General features: G+C 38.7%; 15 protein-coding genes. 5 read left to right on the plus strand and 10 right to left on the minus strand.

Going from position 1 to position 14,482, the window contains the following annotated elements; translation table 11 throughout:
* Positions 1 to 71 precede the first annotated feature (71 nt).
* Complete coding sequence (locus DDT56_RS22510) at positions 72 to 1,349, plus strand: tyrosine-type recombinase/integrase (RefSeq protein ID WP_136168612.1); 1,278 nt, start codon at positions 72 to 74, stop codon at positions 1,347 to 1,349.
* An 81-nt stretch (positions 1,350 to 1,430) separates the two neighbouring features.
* On the plus strand, positions 1,431 to 3,395 hold the full coding sequence (locus DDT56_RS22515; RefSeq protein WP_136168613.1) for an ATP-binding protein: 1,965 nt from the start codon (positions 1,431 to 1,433) through the stop codon (positions 3,393 to 3,395).
* Positions 3,396 to 3,598: 203 nt separating this feature from the next.
* Here DDT56_RS22515 and DDT56_RS22520 read toward each other — a convergent pair whose 3' ends face one another.
* Positions 3,599 to 4,057 carry a hypothetical protein gene (locus DDT56_RS22520; RefSeq protein ID WP_136168614.1) on the minus strand — a complete coding sequence of 153 codons (459 nt, stop codon included), beginning with the start codon at positions 4,055 to 4,057 and terminating at the stop codon, positions 3,599 to 3,601.
* Positions 4,058 to 4,453: 396 nt separating this feature from the next.
* On the opposite strand from DDT56_RS22520, the gene DDT56_RS24480 reads away from it, so the two are divergent.
* Complete coding sequence (locus DDT56_RS24480; protein WP_168197678.1) at positions 4,454 to 4,627, plus strand: hypothetical protein; 174 nt, start codon at positions 4,454 to 4,456, stop codon at positions 4,625 to 4,627.
* A 671-nt stretch (positions 4,628 to 5,298) separates the two neighbouring features.
* Here the strand turns inward: DDT56_RS24480 and DDT56_RS22525 are convergent.
* Together DDT56_RS22525 and DDT56_RS22530 are read right to left on the minus strand one after the other, a co-directional pair.
* On the minus strand, positions 5,299 to 6,504 hold the full coding sequence (locus tag DDT56_RS22525; RefSeq protein ID WP_136168615.1) for a hypothetical protein: 1,206 nt from the start codon (positions 6,502 to 6,504) through the stop codon (positions 5,299 to 5,301).
* An 11-nt stretch (positions 6,505 to 6,515) separates the two neighbouring features.
* The gene (locus DDT56_RS22530) at positions 6,516 to 7,043 is read right to left on the minus strand and encodes a hypothetical protein (protein WP_136168616.1); all 528 of its coding nucleotides are present in this window, start codon (positions 7,041 to 7,043) and stop codon (positions 6,516 to 6,518) included.
* A 158-nt stretch (positions 7,044 to 7,201) separates the two neighbouring features.
* Between DDT56_RS22530 and DDT56_RS22535 the strand changes: the two genes are divergently transcribed.
* On the plus strand, positions 7,202 to 8,239 hold the full coding sequence (locus tag DDT56_RS22535; protein ID WP_136168617.1) for an IS630 family transposase: 1,038 nt from the start codon (positions 7,202 to 7,204) through the stop codon (positions 8,237 to 8,239).
* A 9-nt stretch (positions 8,240 to 8,248) separates the two neighbouring features.
* On the opposite strand, the gene DDT56_RS22540 is transcribed toward DDT56_RS22535, so the two are convergent.
* From DDT56_RS22540 to DDT56_RS22550, 3 genes are all read right to left on the minus strand, one after another.
* Positions 8,249 to 9,703: a shufflon system plasmid conjugative transfer pilus tip adhesin PilV gene (locus DDT56_RS22540; RefSeq protein ID WP_136168618.1), complete on the minus strand. Its 1,455-nt coding sequence runs from the start codon at positions 9,701 to 9,703 to the stop codon at positions 8,249 to 8,251.
* 106 nt (positions 9,704 to 9,809) lie between these two features.
* Entirely contained in the window at positions 9,810 to 10,376 is a 567-nt protein-coding gene (locus DDT56_RS22545; protein ID WP_136168619.1) for a type 4 pilus major pilin, read from the minus strand.
* 247 nt (positions 10,377 to 10,623) lie between these two features.
* Positions 10,624 to 10,806 (minus strand): hypothetical protein, encoded by a 183-nt coding sequence (locus DDT56_RS22550; RefSeq protein WP_136168620.1) that lies wholly within the window; start codon positions 10,804 to 10,806, stop codon positions 10,624 to 10,626.
* A gap of 355 nt (positions 10,807 to 11,161) precedes the next feature.
* Here DDT56_RS22550 and DDT56_RS22555 point away from each other — a divergent pair, with 355 nt between their 5' ends.
* On the plus strand, positions 11,162 to 11,563 hold the full coding sequence (locus tag DDT56_RS22555) for an H-NS family histone-like protein (protein ID WP_136168621.1): 402 nt from the start codon (positions 11,162 to 11,164) through the stop codon (positions 11,561 to 11,563).
* A gap of 143 nt (positions 11,564 to 11,706) precedes the next feature.
* On the opposite strand, the gene DDT56_RS22560 is transcribed toward DDT56_RS22555, so the two are convergent.
* The 4 genes from DDT56_RS22560 to DDT56_RS22575 all read right to left on the minus strand — a co-directional run bounded on the left by DDT56_RS22560 (position 11,707) and on the right by DDT56_RS22575 (position 14,478).
* Positions 11,707 to 11,991 (minus strand): conjugal transfer protein TraD, encoded by a 285-nt coding sequence (locus DDT56_RS22560; RefSeq protein ID WP_136168622.1) that lies wholly within the window; start codon positions 11,989 to 11,991, stop codon positions 11,707 to 11,709.
* Positions 11,992 to 12,013: 22 nt separating this feature from the next.
* On the minus strand, positions 12,014 to 12,307 hold the full coding sequence (locus tag DDT56_RS22565) for a hypothetical protein (RefSeq protein ID WP_136168623.1): 294 nt from the start codon (positions 12,305 to 12,307) through the stop codon (positions 12,014 to 12,016).
* A gap of 460 nt (positions 12,308 to 12,767) precedes the next feature.
* Positions 12,768 to 13,544, minus strand: coding sequence for a hypothetical protein (locus DDT56_RS22570; protein ID WP_136168624.1), 777 nt, complete (start codon positions 13,542 to 13,544; stop codon positions 12,768 to 12,770).
* A complete protein-coding gene (locus tag DDT56_RS22575) occupies positions 13,534 to 14,478 on the minus strand; it encodes a hypothetical protein (protein WP_136168625.1) in 945 nt (314 codons plus the stop codon). Before DDT56_RS22575 ends, DDT56_RS22570 begins: the two co-directional genes overlap by 11 nt.
* Positions 14,479 to 14,482: the final 4 nt, after the last annotated feature.

The raw sequence follows: 14,482 nt of genomic DNA on the forward strand, positions 1-14,482 counted from the left end.
CCCTTTTGCTGGTAAAAATACTGGTAAAGCTGGTTCGATTTCGTTTTTACCAGCAATCGGAGGGAACCGTCATGCCACTTACTGATACTAAAGTAAAAAATGCCAAGCCATCGGAAAAGGTGGTTAAGCTTACTGACGGGTTCGGCCTCTACCTGCTGGTACATCCCAACAGCTCTAAATACTGGCAGTTAGGTTATCGCTTTGAAGGGAAACAGAAGGTGTTTTCCATTGGCGTCTATCCTGCTGTTTCGCTGGCTGACGCAAGACAACGCCGGGATGAAGCAAAAAAGCTGTTAGCGGCTGGAATTGATCCGAGCGCTAAAAAGCAGGCTGACAACAAAACTATTCAAGAGCGACGTAACAATATCCGCGCCTTCAAAACCGTTGCCAAAAGCTGGTTTGCCACCAAAACCACATGGTCGGAAGATTATCAGCGCTCCGTCTGGACACGACTCGAAACTTACCTGTTCCCTGATATTGGTAACAAAGATATTGGTGAGCTGGATACGGGCGATCTGCTGGTTCCCATCAAAAAGATAGAGAAGCTGGGTTATCTGGAAATTGCTATGCGGGTGAAACAATACGCTACTGCCATCATGCGTTATGCCGTCCAGCAAAAGATGATCCGTTTCAATCCTGCCTACGATTTGGAAGGCGCTGTTCAGAAGCCACAGACGGAACACCGCCCCGCTATTGAACTGGAAGAGATACCTACCCTGCTGGAACGCATTGAAAGCTATCAAGGCCGTAGCAGACTGACCTTACTTGCGATAAAACTCAATCTACTGATATTCATTCGTTCCAGTGAACTCCGCTTTGCCCGATGGTCAGAGATCGATTTCAACAGTTCCTTGTGGGTTATCCCTGAACAGCGTGAAGCCATTGAAGGGATCAAGCATTCAGGCCGTGGTGCCAAAATGTGCAGAAAGCATTATGTTCCTCTGTGTAGTCAGGCACTAGCAATTTTGAAAGAACTAAAAGACCTCACCTATGACGTTAACGGTGATAACGGCTTTATCCTGACTGGCTGTTATGATGCGATGAAGCCAATGAGTGAAAACACCATCAACAAAGCGCTACGCAAAATGGGCTATGACACCAAAACCGATTTGTGTGGTCATGGCTTCCGAACGCTGGCATGCAGTGCCTTAATTGAATCGGGTATCTGGCCGGAAGATGTGGTTGAACTCCAAATGAGCCACATGGAAAAGAACAACGTTCGCGCTGCCTACACCCACAAGGCTAAACATCTTGAGCAACGCCGCCTCATGTTGCAATGGTGGGCTGATTTTCTGGATGCTAACAACAACGGGATGGTTAGGCCGTTTGAGTTTTTGCATCAAACATAATTAATATTCTCGCCAAGACTGGCAAAAGCGCTAAATTCTCCCGTATACTATTTCTAACAAAAATATATACGGGATAATAAAATGAAGAACATTGATGTCATCCTTGGAAAAGACCATTTAGAAGATATTTCTTCTGCAAAACCAATTTCAGCAATTAAAGAGATAATATGGAATTCTTTTGATTCCAAATCTTTGGAAGTTAAAGTCCTCTTTCAGAAATGTCAAAATACAAATACGATTGAGAAAGTTATTATTCAAGATCAGGGAGAAGGTATTCCACATAATAATGTTTCATCATTGTTCGGCAGCCTTGGTGAATCTTGGAAGAAAAGCGCAAAAAAAAATGGAGACCGCTCATTACATGGTCAATTTGGGAAAGGACGTTTTAAAGCATTTTCTCTGGGAGAGATAGTTATATGGTCAACCTGTATAGAAGATAAAGGAAAATATTTTAAGTATTCCATCAAAGGTAATGCAAATAACATTCAACGCTTCGAAATCAGTGAACCTTCAGAAACAAGCGAGAGCATAAAAGGCACTCAGGTTGAGATCCTTAACTTAGCAAAACAAGCATCATCACTGGCAACAGACTCATCAAAAGAATCAATTACAAAAGAATATGCCTTATATCTAACAGAATACCCTCATAAAAAATTATTTTATAATGATTCATACATTACTCCTTCAGATGTGTGGCTGGATAAAAAAGAGTACAATCTGGGAGATATTGAGATAGGATCAGAAGTAGAGAATGTATCTGTCTCTATAATAGAATGGAAATTTAAGACGCCACGAGAAATTCATTATTGTGATGAAAATGGATTCTCACTTTTTAATGAAAACGCAGGAAAACTTGTTAGGTCATATGGCGTTGATTTCACAGTATATATAAAGTCCCCGTTTATTAAGAAAAAATTTGAAGAACATGTTCTTTCACTCGGTAGTTTAGAATCTGGCATTAAAGAGTTAAAAGATAAAGTTATTGATCTTTGTAGAAAACATTTCGTCAATAAAGAGTTTTTACAAAAAACAAAAATAGTAGATGAATGGAAAGAGCAAAATATTTATCCGTATGAAAATACACCACAACCCGGAAGTGTTGAAGAAGCCGAGCAAAAGGTATTTAATATATTAGCTGTGAATGTTGAAAGTTATTTGACCTCATTTAATAAGTCTAATAATAGCGTTAAAAAATTCACATTTAAATTACTTTCTCAGGCTTTGAAGGACAATCCAAATTCTGTGAGAAAAATTCTATCTGAAGTATTAGTCATGAATTCAGATGATCAAGATTCAATGGCGAAATTATTAGAAAAGACAACACTTCCAAATATTATAAAAGCTTCACAAGTCGTATCAGATAGATTAAACTTCTTAACTGGATTGGAACAATTGTTATTTGATGACAAAACAAAAAAGAAATTACTAGAGAGAGATCAATTACATAAACTTCTAGAGAATGAAGCATGGATATTTAGAGAGGATTTCAACTTATCCCGTAGCGAAAACACCCTCAATCAAGTGCTACAATTTCATGCTGATAAAATGGGTATCACTTATGATGCGGAACTGCCTGTTGTTAGAGAAGATGGAACAAGAGGTAGGGTTGATTTGCTACTTAGCAAAGCACGTCAGCCAAGAGAAGGTGAGCTTGAACACTTAGTTGTTGAACTGAAAAGACCGACACAAAAAATAGATTTATCTGTTATAAATCAAGTCGAAAGCTATGCTTATGCTGTTAGTAATGACGGCAGATTTGATAAACAAAATACGAAATGGATTTTTATCGCCGTATCTAATGAAATAGCTCCTTTGGTTCAGGATAAAATTTCTCAAGATAACAGTCCCTACGGACAGTTGTATTCTAAAGGGAATGTATCAATATGGATATATACTTGGGGTGAGTTGATAGGACAAGCACGTTCCAGATTGATGTTTTTCAGCAATTTGTTAGATATTGATATTAATCGGGAATCTGCAACAAGTTACTTAAAAGAAACATATGCTAAGTTTATCCCAACGGAGTTTAATGAACTGGAGTTTTAGAGTTAATAATAACTGAAGCCCCATAAATATGGGGCATCGTAGCAGTGACAGATAAAGTATCTTTTTAAAAAAAAGGAAGGGCCTATCAGCCCTTTCTTTTCCCTTAACGGGTATTAATTCACTACTTATTCTGACCTTTACCGATTATTCATATAGGTTCTGTCAGCTCAGGCCTGAGCTAATACAATAAATTTTCATTGTTATTATGAAGATAATCCTTGAATACATTTTTGACTATCATCTGCTAACCCTTGTAGTGCTAATGAGATAAGTTTATCTTTATATATATAACCACCACGATCATTTTCAGATGGTCCTTTTTTATACTCCGATAAAAATATTTCCTGATTTTTTGTTGTAAGTACCATTGCAGCAGCCCACAAATTTTCTTCCATATTAGCACGATGGTCTAAATTCAATTCGCTAAACACTTTCCCATGAGACTGAGCAAGTTTACGAGCTGCGTCAATAATAAGATTGCAACGTTCTTTTCTTTCAGACCAAGCTCGTTCTTTATCACTCTTTTGAATTTCATATTTTGACTTTATTTCTTCTATTACAACATCTGTCTTACTTTTATCCCAAGTTGAATAAATAGCGGTAACTGCGGAAGCAACTACACTAACAATAGCAACCCAATTTCCCAAATTAGAATTAGACATAAGAAAACCTTAAAAAATATATTATTTTAGCCTGCTATAATTAGAACCAGAAAATCCACACCCACAGTGGCTTCATTCTACCGTTGACGCAGAACTGGGGCTATGCAGTTCTGAAAGGTCAGAGATTTACCAACTGTAGGTTTTTCTGTCTCACGTTTAGGAATTGACTAGCACCAATCCTAGCCTTAAATTGCAGCCGATCAGGTACGTATACAAGACCACCTGAACACCAGTTTCGCCCCTGAAAGGTACTCGCAATACCAAACAAGGGCTAACCTCAACGTTACAAGGATAACGCTATGGCTATCTATCAGTTTACCTATTCCCATCCTGAAAATCTGCATCTGGCTACTGCTTTTTTTGCCACATCTCAGCATCCGGCAGCAGAGGCTTATCATGTTCGATAACACGCCGCTGGAACTGGAAGAAATCATCGATCAATGTCGGGCATTAATTTACGCTGTTGTTGAGATTGAAAATCCCCAAGCCAAAGAGATCCTGTCTTTTGTGTTGTGGGAAAGGCTCAACGTTCTATACCAGATTTCTCAGACAGAAAAAATATCGTCATAAAAATCAAAAGGGCTACAAAGCCCTTTTCATCTTCATCAATATCTTTAATTATACTTTCTTATTTAAAACGAAATAGAAAATAAGAACCAAGTTATCATCAGAGAACCAAATCCCGTTAAGGCTCTTATGTTGAAACTATTTACATCCGTTCCGAACATCCAAAATATGGTTTTACTCAAAAACAGCATCCCAACAAATAAAACAAGAAACATTAACGCTAACAAAATAGGAAAATACTTTTTATTTTTCATCACACACTCCACAAATAAAATATCTTAAAAATATATATAATTAATTTCCTTACAAAATAAAATTTAAAATAACTTAATATAATGAAAAGTATCGACACATTATGTCGAAACTATAAAAAGCAGAAGTGAGTTAATTTCTGAATGGTTTTTATAATAAGATGAAACGCAAAAAGGGCCGTTAAGCCCTTTTACTGCCTCATTGAGGCACTATCCATAGGATAGAATACTTAGCCCCACATTTGGGGCAACGATATCAGCCCATTGAGCTGTAAACAAATTCTCTATATATGGAGCAATCAGACACTTCATTGAAGTGAATATCTTTAAAGACATATATTAAATAATATATTATTTTTTGCTTGTCAAATATATTTATAATTTTATCAAACTGATTAACAACATTATTTATTTTTAAACATTTTACCAATAATCACCCACTTTAGTGATGGTTCGATTGCTATTAGTATTACAAGACAAATAAGAGGCGCTAAAAGATACTGAATACAACACGCCATCAGTAGCCAATTCATAACGCCTATATGTTCCATCATTCAAATATCCAATCAGAAGAGTCCTTGTTTTTACATTTGGAATTATACATGCATAAGCGTTATTGTCTACTTCTGATTTTAAAGACGACAATTTATTATTCATCCAATAACTAATCAAAGTGCTTGATGCTTTTTCTATTGTTAACCCCACAGGAACATTAAAAGCGTTATAAATGGTAAAGTTCAGATACGAATAATCGGAGGTATACGCGCACTTGTCATAATAACTATTAGAAACTTTAGAACACTCAATCTCGTATGAATATATGGATGTATTTTTAGCCGTCTGCGCAACCATATTTGATATTTTTTCATGATAGTTCAAGTAAGGAGTCCCAGAATCTAAGAATGGTGTGAGATTAACGTAATTATTCCCCGGCAGAACTGTTAAATCCCCATCAGCCAATTTCATTACGATTGATATTTGATAGCCATCGAGTCCCCCATCACTCCAAAGGAAGTAGCTGTCTTTTGATAATGCTTCATCTATCTCCTTCTCAACGGCACCTGTAGTCGTATCATCCTCAACAGGCTCTGTTGGTTCTACTGGTATACTTGGCTCCGGTGTTGTTTCTACTGGCGTCTCAGGTGTTGGCTCAACAGGAACCGGATTATTAACCACCACCACAGGATCGCTCTTTAACCATTCATCAGGGAAAGAGACGTTATCAACAATCGGGGTTTCAGGTATGGATGGGGTTTCCGGTATGATTTCCGGCTCTTCTGGTTGATTACTGCTCTCATTCGTTTCAGGCTCTGGCGTTTGCGCTGCTGGCAGCGTATCAACCAGTATCTCCTGTTTGGTAAACGCACCGAGGTTTATCGGCAACGCATTCATATTTTTCAGGATCTGCATGGAGATCTTGTTTCTGTCCTGATTGGAGCCATCAGATCTTAAACCAATAAGATAGGAATCCGATGCCTTGAATATCGTTTCAATCTGTTGGGCGTTTTCCCTTATTGCCCTGTCTTTCTTTTCACTGCGATAATAACTCAACACCGCATAGGCCACACCGGACACGATAGCCAGTGTTAATACCATTTCTAATATTGAGTATCCTTTTTTATTTCTCATATAATGTGTCCTTATTTAACTGATAACTGATGGTTCTCTCTGGTCTGCATAGTTTTTCTGTAGATTTCATAGCTACTGTTAACAATGTTTTCTTTGGCAGACGAACCACTTACTGAATTCACAATGTCGCCATTTTCGTTATATAACGCATACGTTTTTGGATAGATAAAATGATTCACTACTATGGTATTATTTTTCCCTGATTGACATAACGCAGCGGCCTTATCAACAACAACATAATTTCGGTTCCATGTTGTTCCTGATGCAGGCGGAGTCAATGGCACATATTGACTGTTTACCTGCACTTCAAAATATTTACCAGCTAACTCAGGAGCAAGCTTTGCACATGCATCATCAGAGACATGTGTCATTGTTAGCTTTAATACATTAGCGCCTACGTATTCGTTGTTATATTCAAGCGTATACAGGCTACCCACAGGTGATTTAAATATCATATCTTCAGAGATAGCAAAACCACTGTAAGACAAACATATAAATAACAACAACTCTTTTGCATGTTCTATTTCTTTCATTTCCACATCACTCCAAAATTTTATTTTATACATATTATTGATGAATATTTATAATTCTGACTAAATAACTTCGCAAAATAGTAGATCACCTGAAGGGAACTCAGTCCGAATTGTGCGATCTGATCAATCGCCAAAAAGACAAAATCACCCAACCGGACTGAGTTATGCCGATCATAGCATTTATCCCCGATGAAGAACGACGCCTGATGCGAAAAGAAGCCCAGCAGACCCGTGATAAAAACCATGCAAGACGGCTCATTGCCATGCTGATGCTTCATCAGGGAATGACCGTCACCGATGTCGCCAAAATGCTCTGCGCCGCTCGCTCATCCGTAGGAAGATGGATAAATTGGTTTACTTTACATGGTGTTGAAGGACTAAAAAGCCTCAGGCCCGGACGCGCTCCACGGTGGCCGGTTGCCGATATCCTTCAGGCTCTTCCGCTGCTGATACAACGCTCTCCGAAAGATTTCGGCTGGCTGCGCTCACGCTGGAGCACAGAGTTGCTGAACCGTATCGTCAACCAATTTTTTGGCGTTGCGCTTCATTCCGCCACATTACATCGATACCTGAAACAAGCAGGCATTGTCTGGCGCAGGGCTGCGCCGACGCTGAAAATCAAAGACCCGCATTATGAGGAAAAGCGGCTTGTCATCGAGCAGGCACTGGCTCAGGCGCGGACAGACCATCCCGTGTTCTATCAGGATGAAGTCGATATTGACCTGAACCCTAAAATCGGTGCGGACTGGATGCCAAAAGGGCAACAAAAACGCATTGTTACACCGGGGCAGAATCAAAAACATTATCTGGCTGGCGCGCTTCATTCGGGTACGGGACGAGTCCACTACGTCAGCGGTGGCAGTAAAAGTTCTGAATTATTTATCAATCTATTAGAAAAATTACGCCGAACTTACCGGCGAGCGAAAACCATCACGCTGGTCGTGGATAACTACATCATCCATAAAAGCCGCAAAGTGGCGCGTTGGCTGGCAGAGAACAAGAAGTTCCGGTTACTGTTCCTACCGACGTACTCGCCGTGGCTGAATCCGATAGAACGGCTGTGGTTGTCGTTACATGAAACCATAACGCGAAATCATCAATGCCGATATATGTGGCAGTTACTGGAACAGGTAAATCAGTTTATGAATGCCGCCTCGCCGTTCCCCGGCAATCAACACGGACTGGCTAAAGTGGAGCGGTAATATGCGAAGTTATTTAGAAGGATCCCACGCACCTGAAAGTCTTGGTGTATATCCAGATGGACAGGAACACACATTGTTGTTTTTAGGATTCCCTACTCTACAATAAGATGAATGATAGGTATTAGACGCATTACCATCAAAGAAACTGACAATAAAATGTCCACCAAATTCACCACCACCTTCAGCGGTAGACCATAATCCATTAACACAAGATAAGGCTTTCCCCGTTGAATCTTTACTGATTATTCCATTAGGCGAACAAGCTGCCCCGGCAACCACCGTTGATGTTGGCTGTAAATACTGACCCGCTACTGTGCCACCGGATGTAATATTTCCTGATGATGTAATTGAACCGGTAGCCGAACCACTGGCTACGATTTTCAAATCTCCAAGGTTTCGTTGCGAGCCAGAGACAAGTAATCTTTCTTCTGTCGCTTCACCACCATTACGCCAAATAGTAAGTGGCTTGGCCGCATCCAGACGAAATTCATAGGCGTTTGTATTCCCGCTACCAATAGAAAATTTATCTCCATTAGTGTTATGTCCAACGATCTGACCGCCTGCGGTTATCGTTCCTGACGCGTTGATGTTGTTGTTAACCGTCATGACTCCCGTATAGGTAGAAGCTCCGGCAACGGTTAATGTTGAGCCTAAAGAGGCCGCACCTTTAAGACTGGATGCGCCAGCGACCGTTAACGTAGAGCCAACGCTGGTCGCGCCTGTGGATTTCAATGTTGTGGCTGTCGCGGTTCCTGATGCCGTCATGTCTCCAATATTATTGATATCATTCCCACCCATATTGAGATCGCCCGTCATTGGCAATGTCCCATCACGACGCAGATAAACCGAATACATGGCACTGTCATAACCAACACGGTAAGCCAACAGCCCCGCCGCATTGATTCCTGCGTAGCTGTTTTGGTTTTCTGTCCACTGACCACCCGATCCTGATGCAACAGTTGATGATTGCGTCATACCGCTATCAATCCCTGCGGCCTGCATGGCACGGCCTAACAGGTCGTAACGAACTCTACTACCTTCAATCCACGGTAATGTTGTTGTGATTAGGCCATTAACTACATAGTTGGGTGCTGTGCCAGAGCGCTTTAACAAAATCTTGTAAGAGGATTTCTGCGTGTTAACGCCTTTATTGCCAGCAGGTAATAGGCCTTCATTAATCAGCGTCTGGTAAGTGATTTCACAGCCATTAGACGAACAAGTTCTTGGCCCCGGATCACTGGTTTGACTGCTACTGGAAGACAGGGTTGAAAGTTTGTCATAACGGATACTGATATAACGGTTTACCGCTTCCCCCATCTGTTTCATTTGCGATCCAACGGTATTGGCTATGATTGTTTCCTGATCGTTTTTCATATCCTGAAACTTCATGAAAGCCGTTGCCGCACCAATACCTAACACCAGAATAATTTCCAGTAAAGAAAACCCTTTTTTATGTTTATTCATTTTTCTCGTCCTTTTTTATTTCACGTACTATTTAATTAGCAAAAATAAAAAAGTGGTCAAGACATCTATAAGAGATTAATTGATAAAAGGGCGAGCGCCCTTTTATTTATAATGATGTGAAGGTAATAGTATTGCTGTTTCCACCAGACTGACATGTTGACGCCAAGGTCGCCATATTCATATCACTGCTGGCTTTTCTGATGTTTCCTGTTGTTAACGCTGTGCTACCAGTTCCAATTGCTACGCTGTAAAAGTTAGCGCCAACACCAGAAACAATTTTGGTGCATTCGGATGCTGGAACGCCAATATAGGTAATGGTAAATGCCGAGTTAGCCACGCCGGAAGGACTATCGGTTGATGTGCCTAACAAGACGTTGCCTTTAAAGGCATTAACTGGCTTACTGCTGACTAACATATTGTCAGGAAAAATCTTTGCCTGAACCGCGACTGTTTCATTTAGCCCGGAATAACTGGATACTGCCGTATAAAGTGCTTTTACCCCAGCCTGAATTGTCGCTATATTATTACTTTCCGCTGTGGCTCTTTGCGAGGACTGAACCTTTGGATAAACAATAAATGCCGCAACCACTAACGCTGCGATAATCCCAAGAACTAAAAGTAGTTCAAGCAGGGAAAACCCTTTTTTACTTTTTCTTTTCTTCAACAAGATCATTTTTATCTCCTTTGTCATTTAAGTGATAAAAAAGAGATAATCAATTAATTTTGATTGAACAAGAGCAAAAAACGGATACTTAGCTTTTTTACCGATGAACGGTTAACGACGAGGTATATGAAAAAGGCAAAGGATGATACCTTTGCCTTTTATGGAGATTTAAAAATTAAAAAATGTTTATTACATCAATATAAATATCACTATTTGCCATGAAGTCAATTAAAAATGATGATTTTATAAAACATTTTTAACTGATAATCTCTTTCTTACCATCAGGATATTCTCTGACAATTTTCCCTTTAGCAATATAATGAATTGCCACACCAGCCTGAAAAGCCTCTTTAATCGCTTTTCTGAATGCTTTTCGTGCCAGACGAGTTAAAATAGCCGTGTCTTCAAGGGGATTGCGAGTTAATTTTTTCTTCTGCATTATTTCCTCCTTAGTTCTATTGATATTTGACTTCTCCACAACCTAAAGGAAGTGGATTCTTCTTTCATCGTGCTTTCACTAATAACAAACTGACAGTTTGTTATCCCGCTACGGTCACTCCAGAAGCTAACACCGCTTGCCCAGCGGCTATTTTACTACTTTTTATATATCACTTGATTTTCGTGATAGTTAAGATATATAATTTTATTTCTTAGAAATCAATTTTATTTATAGCTTATATCCATTACCTGAAGGAAATGGTTTTACGCTACTATTTGATAATTCTCCATTGCCAATTGTCAAATTTTGACATACCACTTAACCATGACTTATTTCTCCATCAGGATGACGCCCAATGAGTGAAGCCCTCAAAGTATTAAATAACATTCGTACACTGCGTGCTCAGGCGCGTGAGCTTGATCTGGAAACACTGGAAGAAATGCTGGAAAAGCTTACGGCTATTGTTGAAGATCGCCGTGAAGAAGAAGCAAGTGGTCAAAAAGAACGGGCTGAACGTCAGGCCAAAATCGAAGCTTTACGCGCCCAGCTACTGGAAGATGGTATCGATCCGGCTGAACTGCTTGGCTCTGTGTCCACAAGTAAATCAGCAAAAGCTAAACGTGACCCACGTCCTGCCAAATATAAATATATTGATGAAAATGGCGATGAAAAAACGTGGACTGGTCAGGGGCGGACACCTAAAGCTGTCGCTGCTGCGCTTGAAAACGGTAAGAGCTTGGAAGATTTCGCCATCTGATATCAAAACTACATTGCCTAAAAACCGTTAGTATATTCACTGCTAACGGCTTTTCATTTTTAGCTAAATTTTAATTAAAACAGTTCACCGACCTAAAAACAATTTTTAGGCCGGCTCACCGTTCGGACGTGAAAAAAGGAAAATTACTGCTTGGATTTATTTAAAATACTTTCGATATAAGCTTGTCCTTGTGCTCTATATGCCTCAACATCACTCTCATGAAGATTGGATATGTTAAGTAAAACCCCAAAGACTAACTCTTTATCTACATAACCAATATCACATCCTAAAACTTTGGCAACCTCTGCGCCGAAAATAATTTTCTGGCGGGTATTTTCTTTTTTAGTTTGTTGTTTCTTTTTAGCTTCCAAGAAATATAAACGTTCCTGCGCGGAAGCAATTTGTTGTTTGATTGTTTTTCTTGTCATTATTCTTCTCCTTTATATTTTTTTATTTGTCATCAGCATCCCAATCCCAAAATGAATCTGAATTTTTATTTTTAACTATCGGCTTTTTAGGTTTGTATGGAATATTTGCGTATTCGTATCCTGATGCTATTCTTTTCTTTATAGTCTTAATACGAAAACGAAAATAATCCTTTTCTTCTTTCTTTCTAACTTCTTCTCTCTTTTGGTTGATGATATCCGTTGCCTTAGCATAGGCTTGTTCAACATCAGTATAGATACCATCCTCAATTAATCGTCTTGCTACCCAATCAATGGCCTCATCATGGTTTTTATGCATATCCTCTCCTTGTAATATTCAGTGTAAATCAATTAACACATTTTGAATATTTTTCAACAGGATAGAGAATTATATTTTTATCTGATAATCCACAGACTCAACAATCCAATATTTATCCCCCAAGCCACAGCATTTATTGTCATTAAAATTAATGCTGTCTCATCCAGTTCACCAAGCCTCATATTATTCTCCTTTTATTTCACGCCTGTTATTCTCTACTTTATTTTTATTGAAATGGCAAATTGCAAAAAAAGTATCCAGAGAGTATAATCTTTACGCTGAACACTATTAATTTTATTCATTTGGACGATGAGAAAGGGAAAACACTTAAAGAAAGTTACGAAATATTTTATCTCGGAACGAATAGTTCTCGTTCTAAGGATCCTTTTGAAATATTTATTGAAGCCAAGTCAAGAGTTCCCTTGAAGATTAGAATGTTTTAAATGTAAAACGTAAACCTTCATGACTTCTGGCTATTTAACTTAATAATGGCTCTGGATTCTGCTTCATTGATTATTTCCTTCATTAGTGAGGATTCACCTTGAGCAATATCATAAAAGTCAGTTAGACTAAGCTTATCGCCAAACATTCTTTCCTGTAACACTTCCATCATGGAGATAAAGGCTGCAGCTTTAACTGGAGTCATTGTATTCGCTTTAAAACGTATTTCTTCATTTATCTCATTTAAAAATTTTATTCGCTCCAATTTTTGCTCTTCGGCAAATTTTTTACGCCGCTCAAGTCTTTCTGCCATGAATTTAGTGCTAGTTATATATTCTTTAGCATAAATCCTCTCCCATTGCTTTCTAAGGGTTAGTAATTTTGTAGGTGAAGCAGGCCAAGACTCCCTTCCCCTTGTATTGGCTCTGATCTGCTGAACTTCTTTCAAAACACCACTCTCAGTCTCATCCATCTGTTGTTCGGCAGATAAAAGCTCTTCATGGTATCTGGGTATCTTCATTGCTTTGTCTTCCAGCCATACCTGTAGTCTCAGAGTATGTGTGACCGTAGGATAATCAGCAGGGTCTGGGGCTGATGGATAATGTAGCATCGCATAATGATGTGGATCAGTCTCATAGTCCTCTAACTCCATCAAAATATATCGACTTTTCGCTTCAACATATGCAATTTTATCTCTGGCTGAAAGAACTCGACGATAAGAAGCGCGTAGTCTTGCTGCTAATCTTTTCGGGACATCGGGCTTGGGTATTTTCATTTTCACTGGATTATTCGTCATCGATTCGTAACACTAACATGTTGGGGATTTTTCCAAAAATACATAGATTCTTTAAAATATCACTAGTTATTCTAGTTGATAATCCTATGACCATGTTAATTTCAGGTAATTCAAGCTGATTAGGTATAAGTATCGAATAAGACATACTATGTATTAAAGAACTAGAATAGTCATATATAAATTTGTATATTTCCTCTAAACCAACAAAAGCAGCTTTATCCTTCCAATTTCTGTTATCCTTGAGTTCTTTCTCCACTCTACTAGTTTGCCCTTTGAAATCAAAAAAACGATTAGCTTCTTCGTTTTTTAATAAACTCTTTTTAATCTCATCCCATTCATTTCTAATTTCATCTTCACGTTTTTGATGACTTTTTAAAAATGAATGGATATGTGTTTTATGATATCCAGCACCATTAAACTCAGCCATGTCTAAAAAAATAGATATTTCTTCATCTAAGGAATCATAAAGCTTATCTATTTCTGAAACTTTATTCTGAAAACTGTCATCATCGATTTCGTTTTCATTCCCATAAAGAGACTCTTCTTCCTTCTGAATGCTGTCAAGGCGACTGAGATCCTTTTGAGCATACTCCGTTAAGCTTTTTGACTTATTAATCTGCTGCTGGTAAATTGAGTATCTTAGTTTATATTTATAACTTTCCTCTGCAACAAGAAGCCTTACTGTTATACATGTTTCGAATAAAAATCTTAAGTTCGATATAAATGTAATAGTCGACTTCGGTCTCTCGTAAATCTCATTGATGCAACGCTTAACAGAAGAAACAATGCTCAATGTTAACTCTGTCGCAATGATGTCTGAACAAAATTTTCCAGATAAAATCTCTATTCGCTCAATTTCCTTAGCATTTTTACTCATAATCTTTTTACGACGATAAGAAAGATACTTATCTAATCCTTCTGAGTAACTAAACAATGCA

The organism is Brenneria corticis, assembly GCF_003115855.1.
Taxonomy (GTDB): Bacteria; Pseudomonadota; Gammaproteobacteria; order Enterobacterales; family Enterobacteriaceae; genus Brenneria; species Brenneria corticis.

Excerpts from the sequence above, each read along its gene's own strand:
- DDT56_RS22570 (WP_136168624.1), bottom strand. The coding sequence starts at position 13,544 with ATGACGAATAATCCAGTGAAAATGAAAATACCCAAGCCCGATGTCCCG.
- DDT56_RS22540 (WP_136168618.1), bottom strand. The coding sequence starts at position 9,703 with ATGAATAAACATAAAAAAGGGTTTTCTTTACTGGAAATTATTCTGGTG.
- DDT56_RS22550 (WP_136168620.1), bottom strand. The coding sequence starts at position 10,806 with ATGCAGAAGAAAAAATTAACTCGCAATCCCCTTGAAGACACGGCTATT.
- DDT56_RS22555 (WP_136168621.1), top strand. The coding sequence starts at position 11,162 with ATGAGTGAAGCCCTCAAAGTATTAAATAACATTCGTACACTGCGTGCT.
- DDT56_RS22525 (WP_136168615.1), bottom strand. The coding sequence starts at position 6,504 with ATGAGAAATAAAAAAGGATACTCAATATTAGAAATGGTATTAACACTG.
- DDT56_RS22545 (WP_136168619.1), bottom strand. The coding sequence starts at position 10,376 with ATGATCTTGTTGAAGAAAAGAAAAAGTAAAAAAGGGTTTTCCCTGCTT.
- DDT56_RS22565 (WP_136168623.1), bottom strand. The coding sequence starts at position 12,307 with ATGCATAAAAACCATGATGAGGCCATTGATTGGGTAGCAAGACGATTA.
- DDT56_RS22560 (WP_136168622.1), bottom strand. The coding sequence starts at position 11,991 with ATGACAAGAAAAACAATCAAACAACAAATTGCTTCCGCGCAGGAACGT.
- DDT56_RS22535 (WP_136168617.1), top strand. The coding sequence starts at position 7,202 with ATGCCGATCATAGCATTTATCCCCGATGAAGAACGACGCCTGATGCGA.
- DDT56_RS22515 (WP_136168613.1), top strand. The coding sequence starts at position 1,431 with ATGAAGAACATTGATGTCATCCTTGGAAAAGACCATTTAGAAGATATT.
- DDT56_RS22520 (WP_136168614.1), bottom strand. The coding sequence starts at position 4,057 with ATGTCTAATTCTAATTTGGGAAATTGGGTTGCTATTGTTAGTGTAGTT.
- DDT56_RS24480 (WP_168197678.1), top strand. The coding sequence starts at position 4,454 with ATGTTCGATAACACGCCGCTGGAACTGGAAGAAATCATCGATCAATGT.
- DDT56_RS22510 (WP_136168612.1), top strand. The coding sequence starts at position 72 with ATGCCACTTACTGATACTAAAGTAAAAAATGCCAAGCCATCGGAAAAG.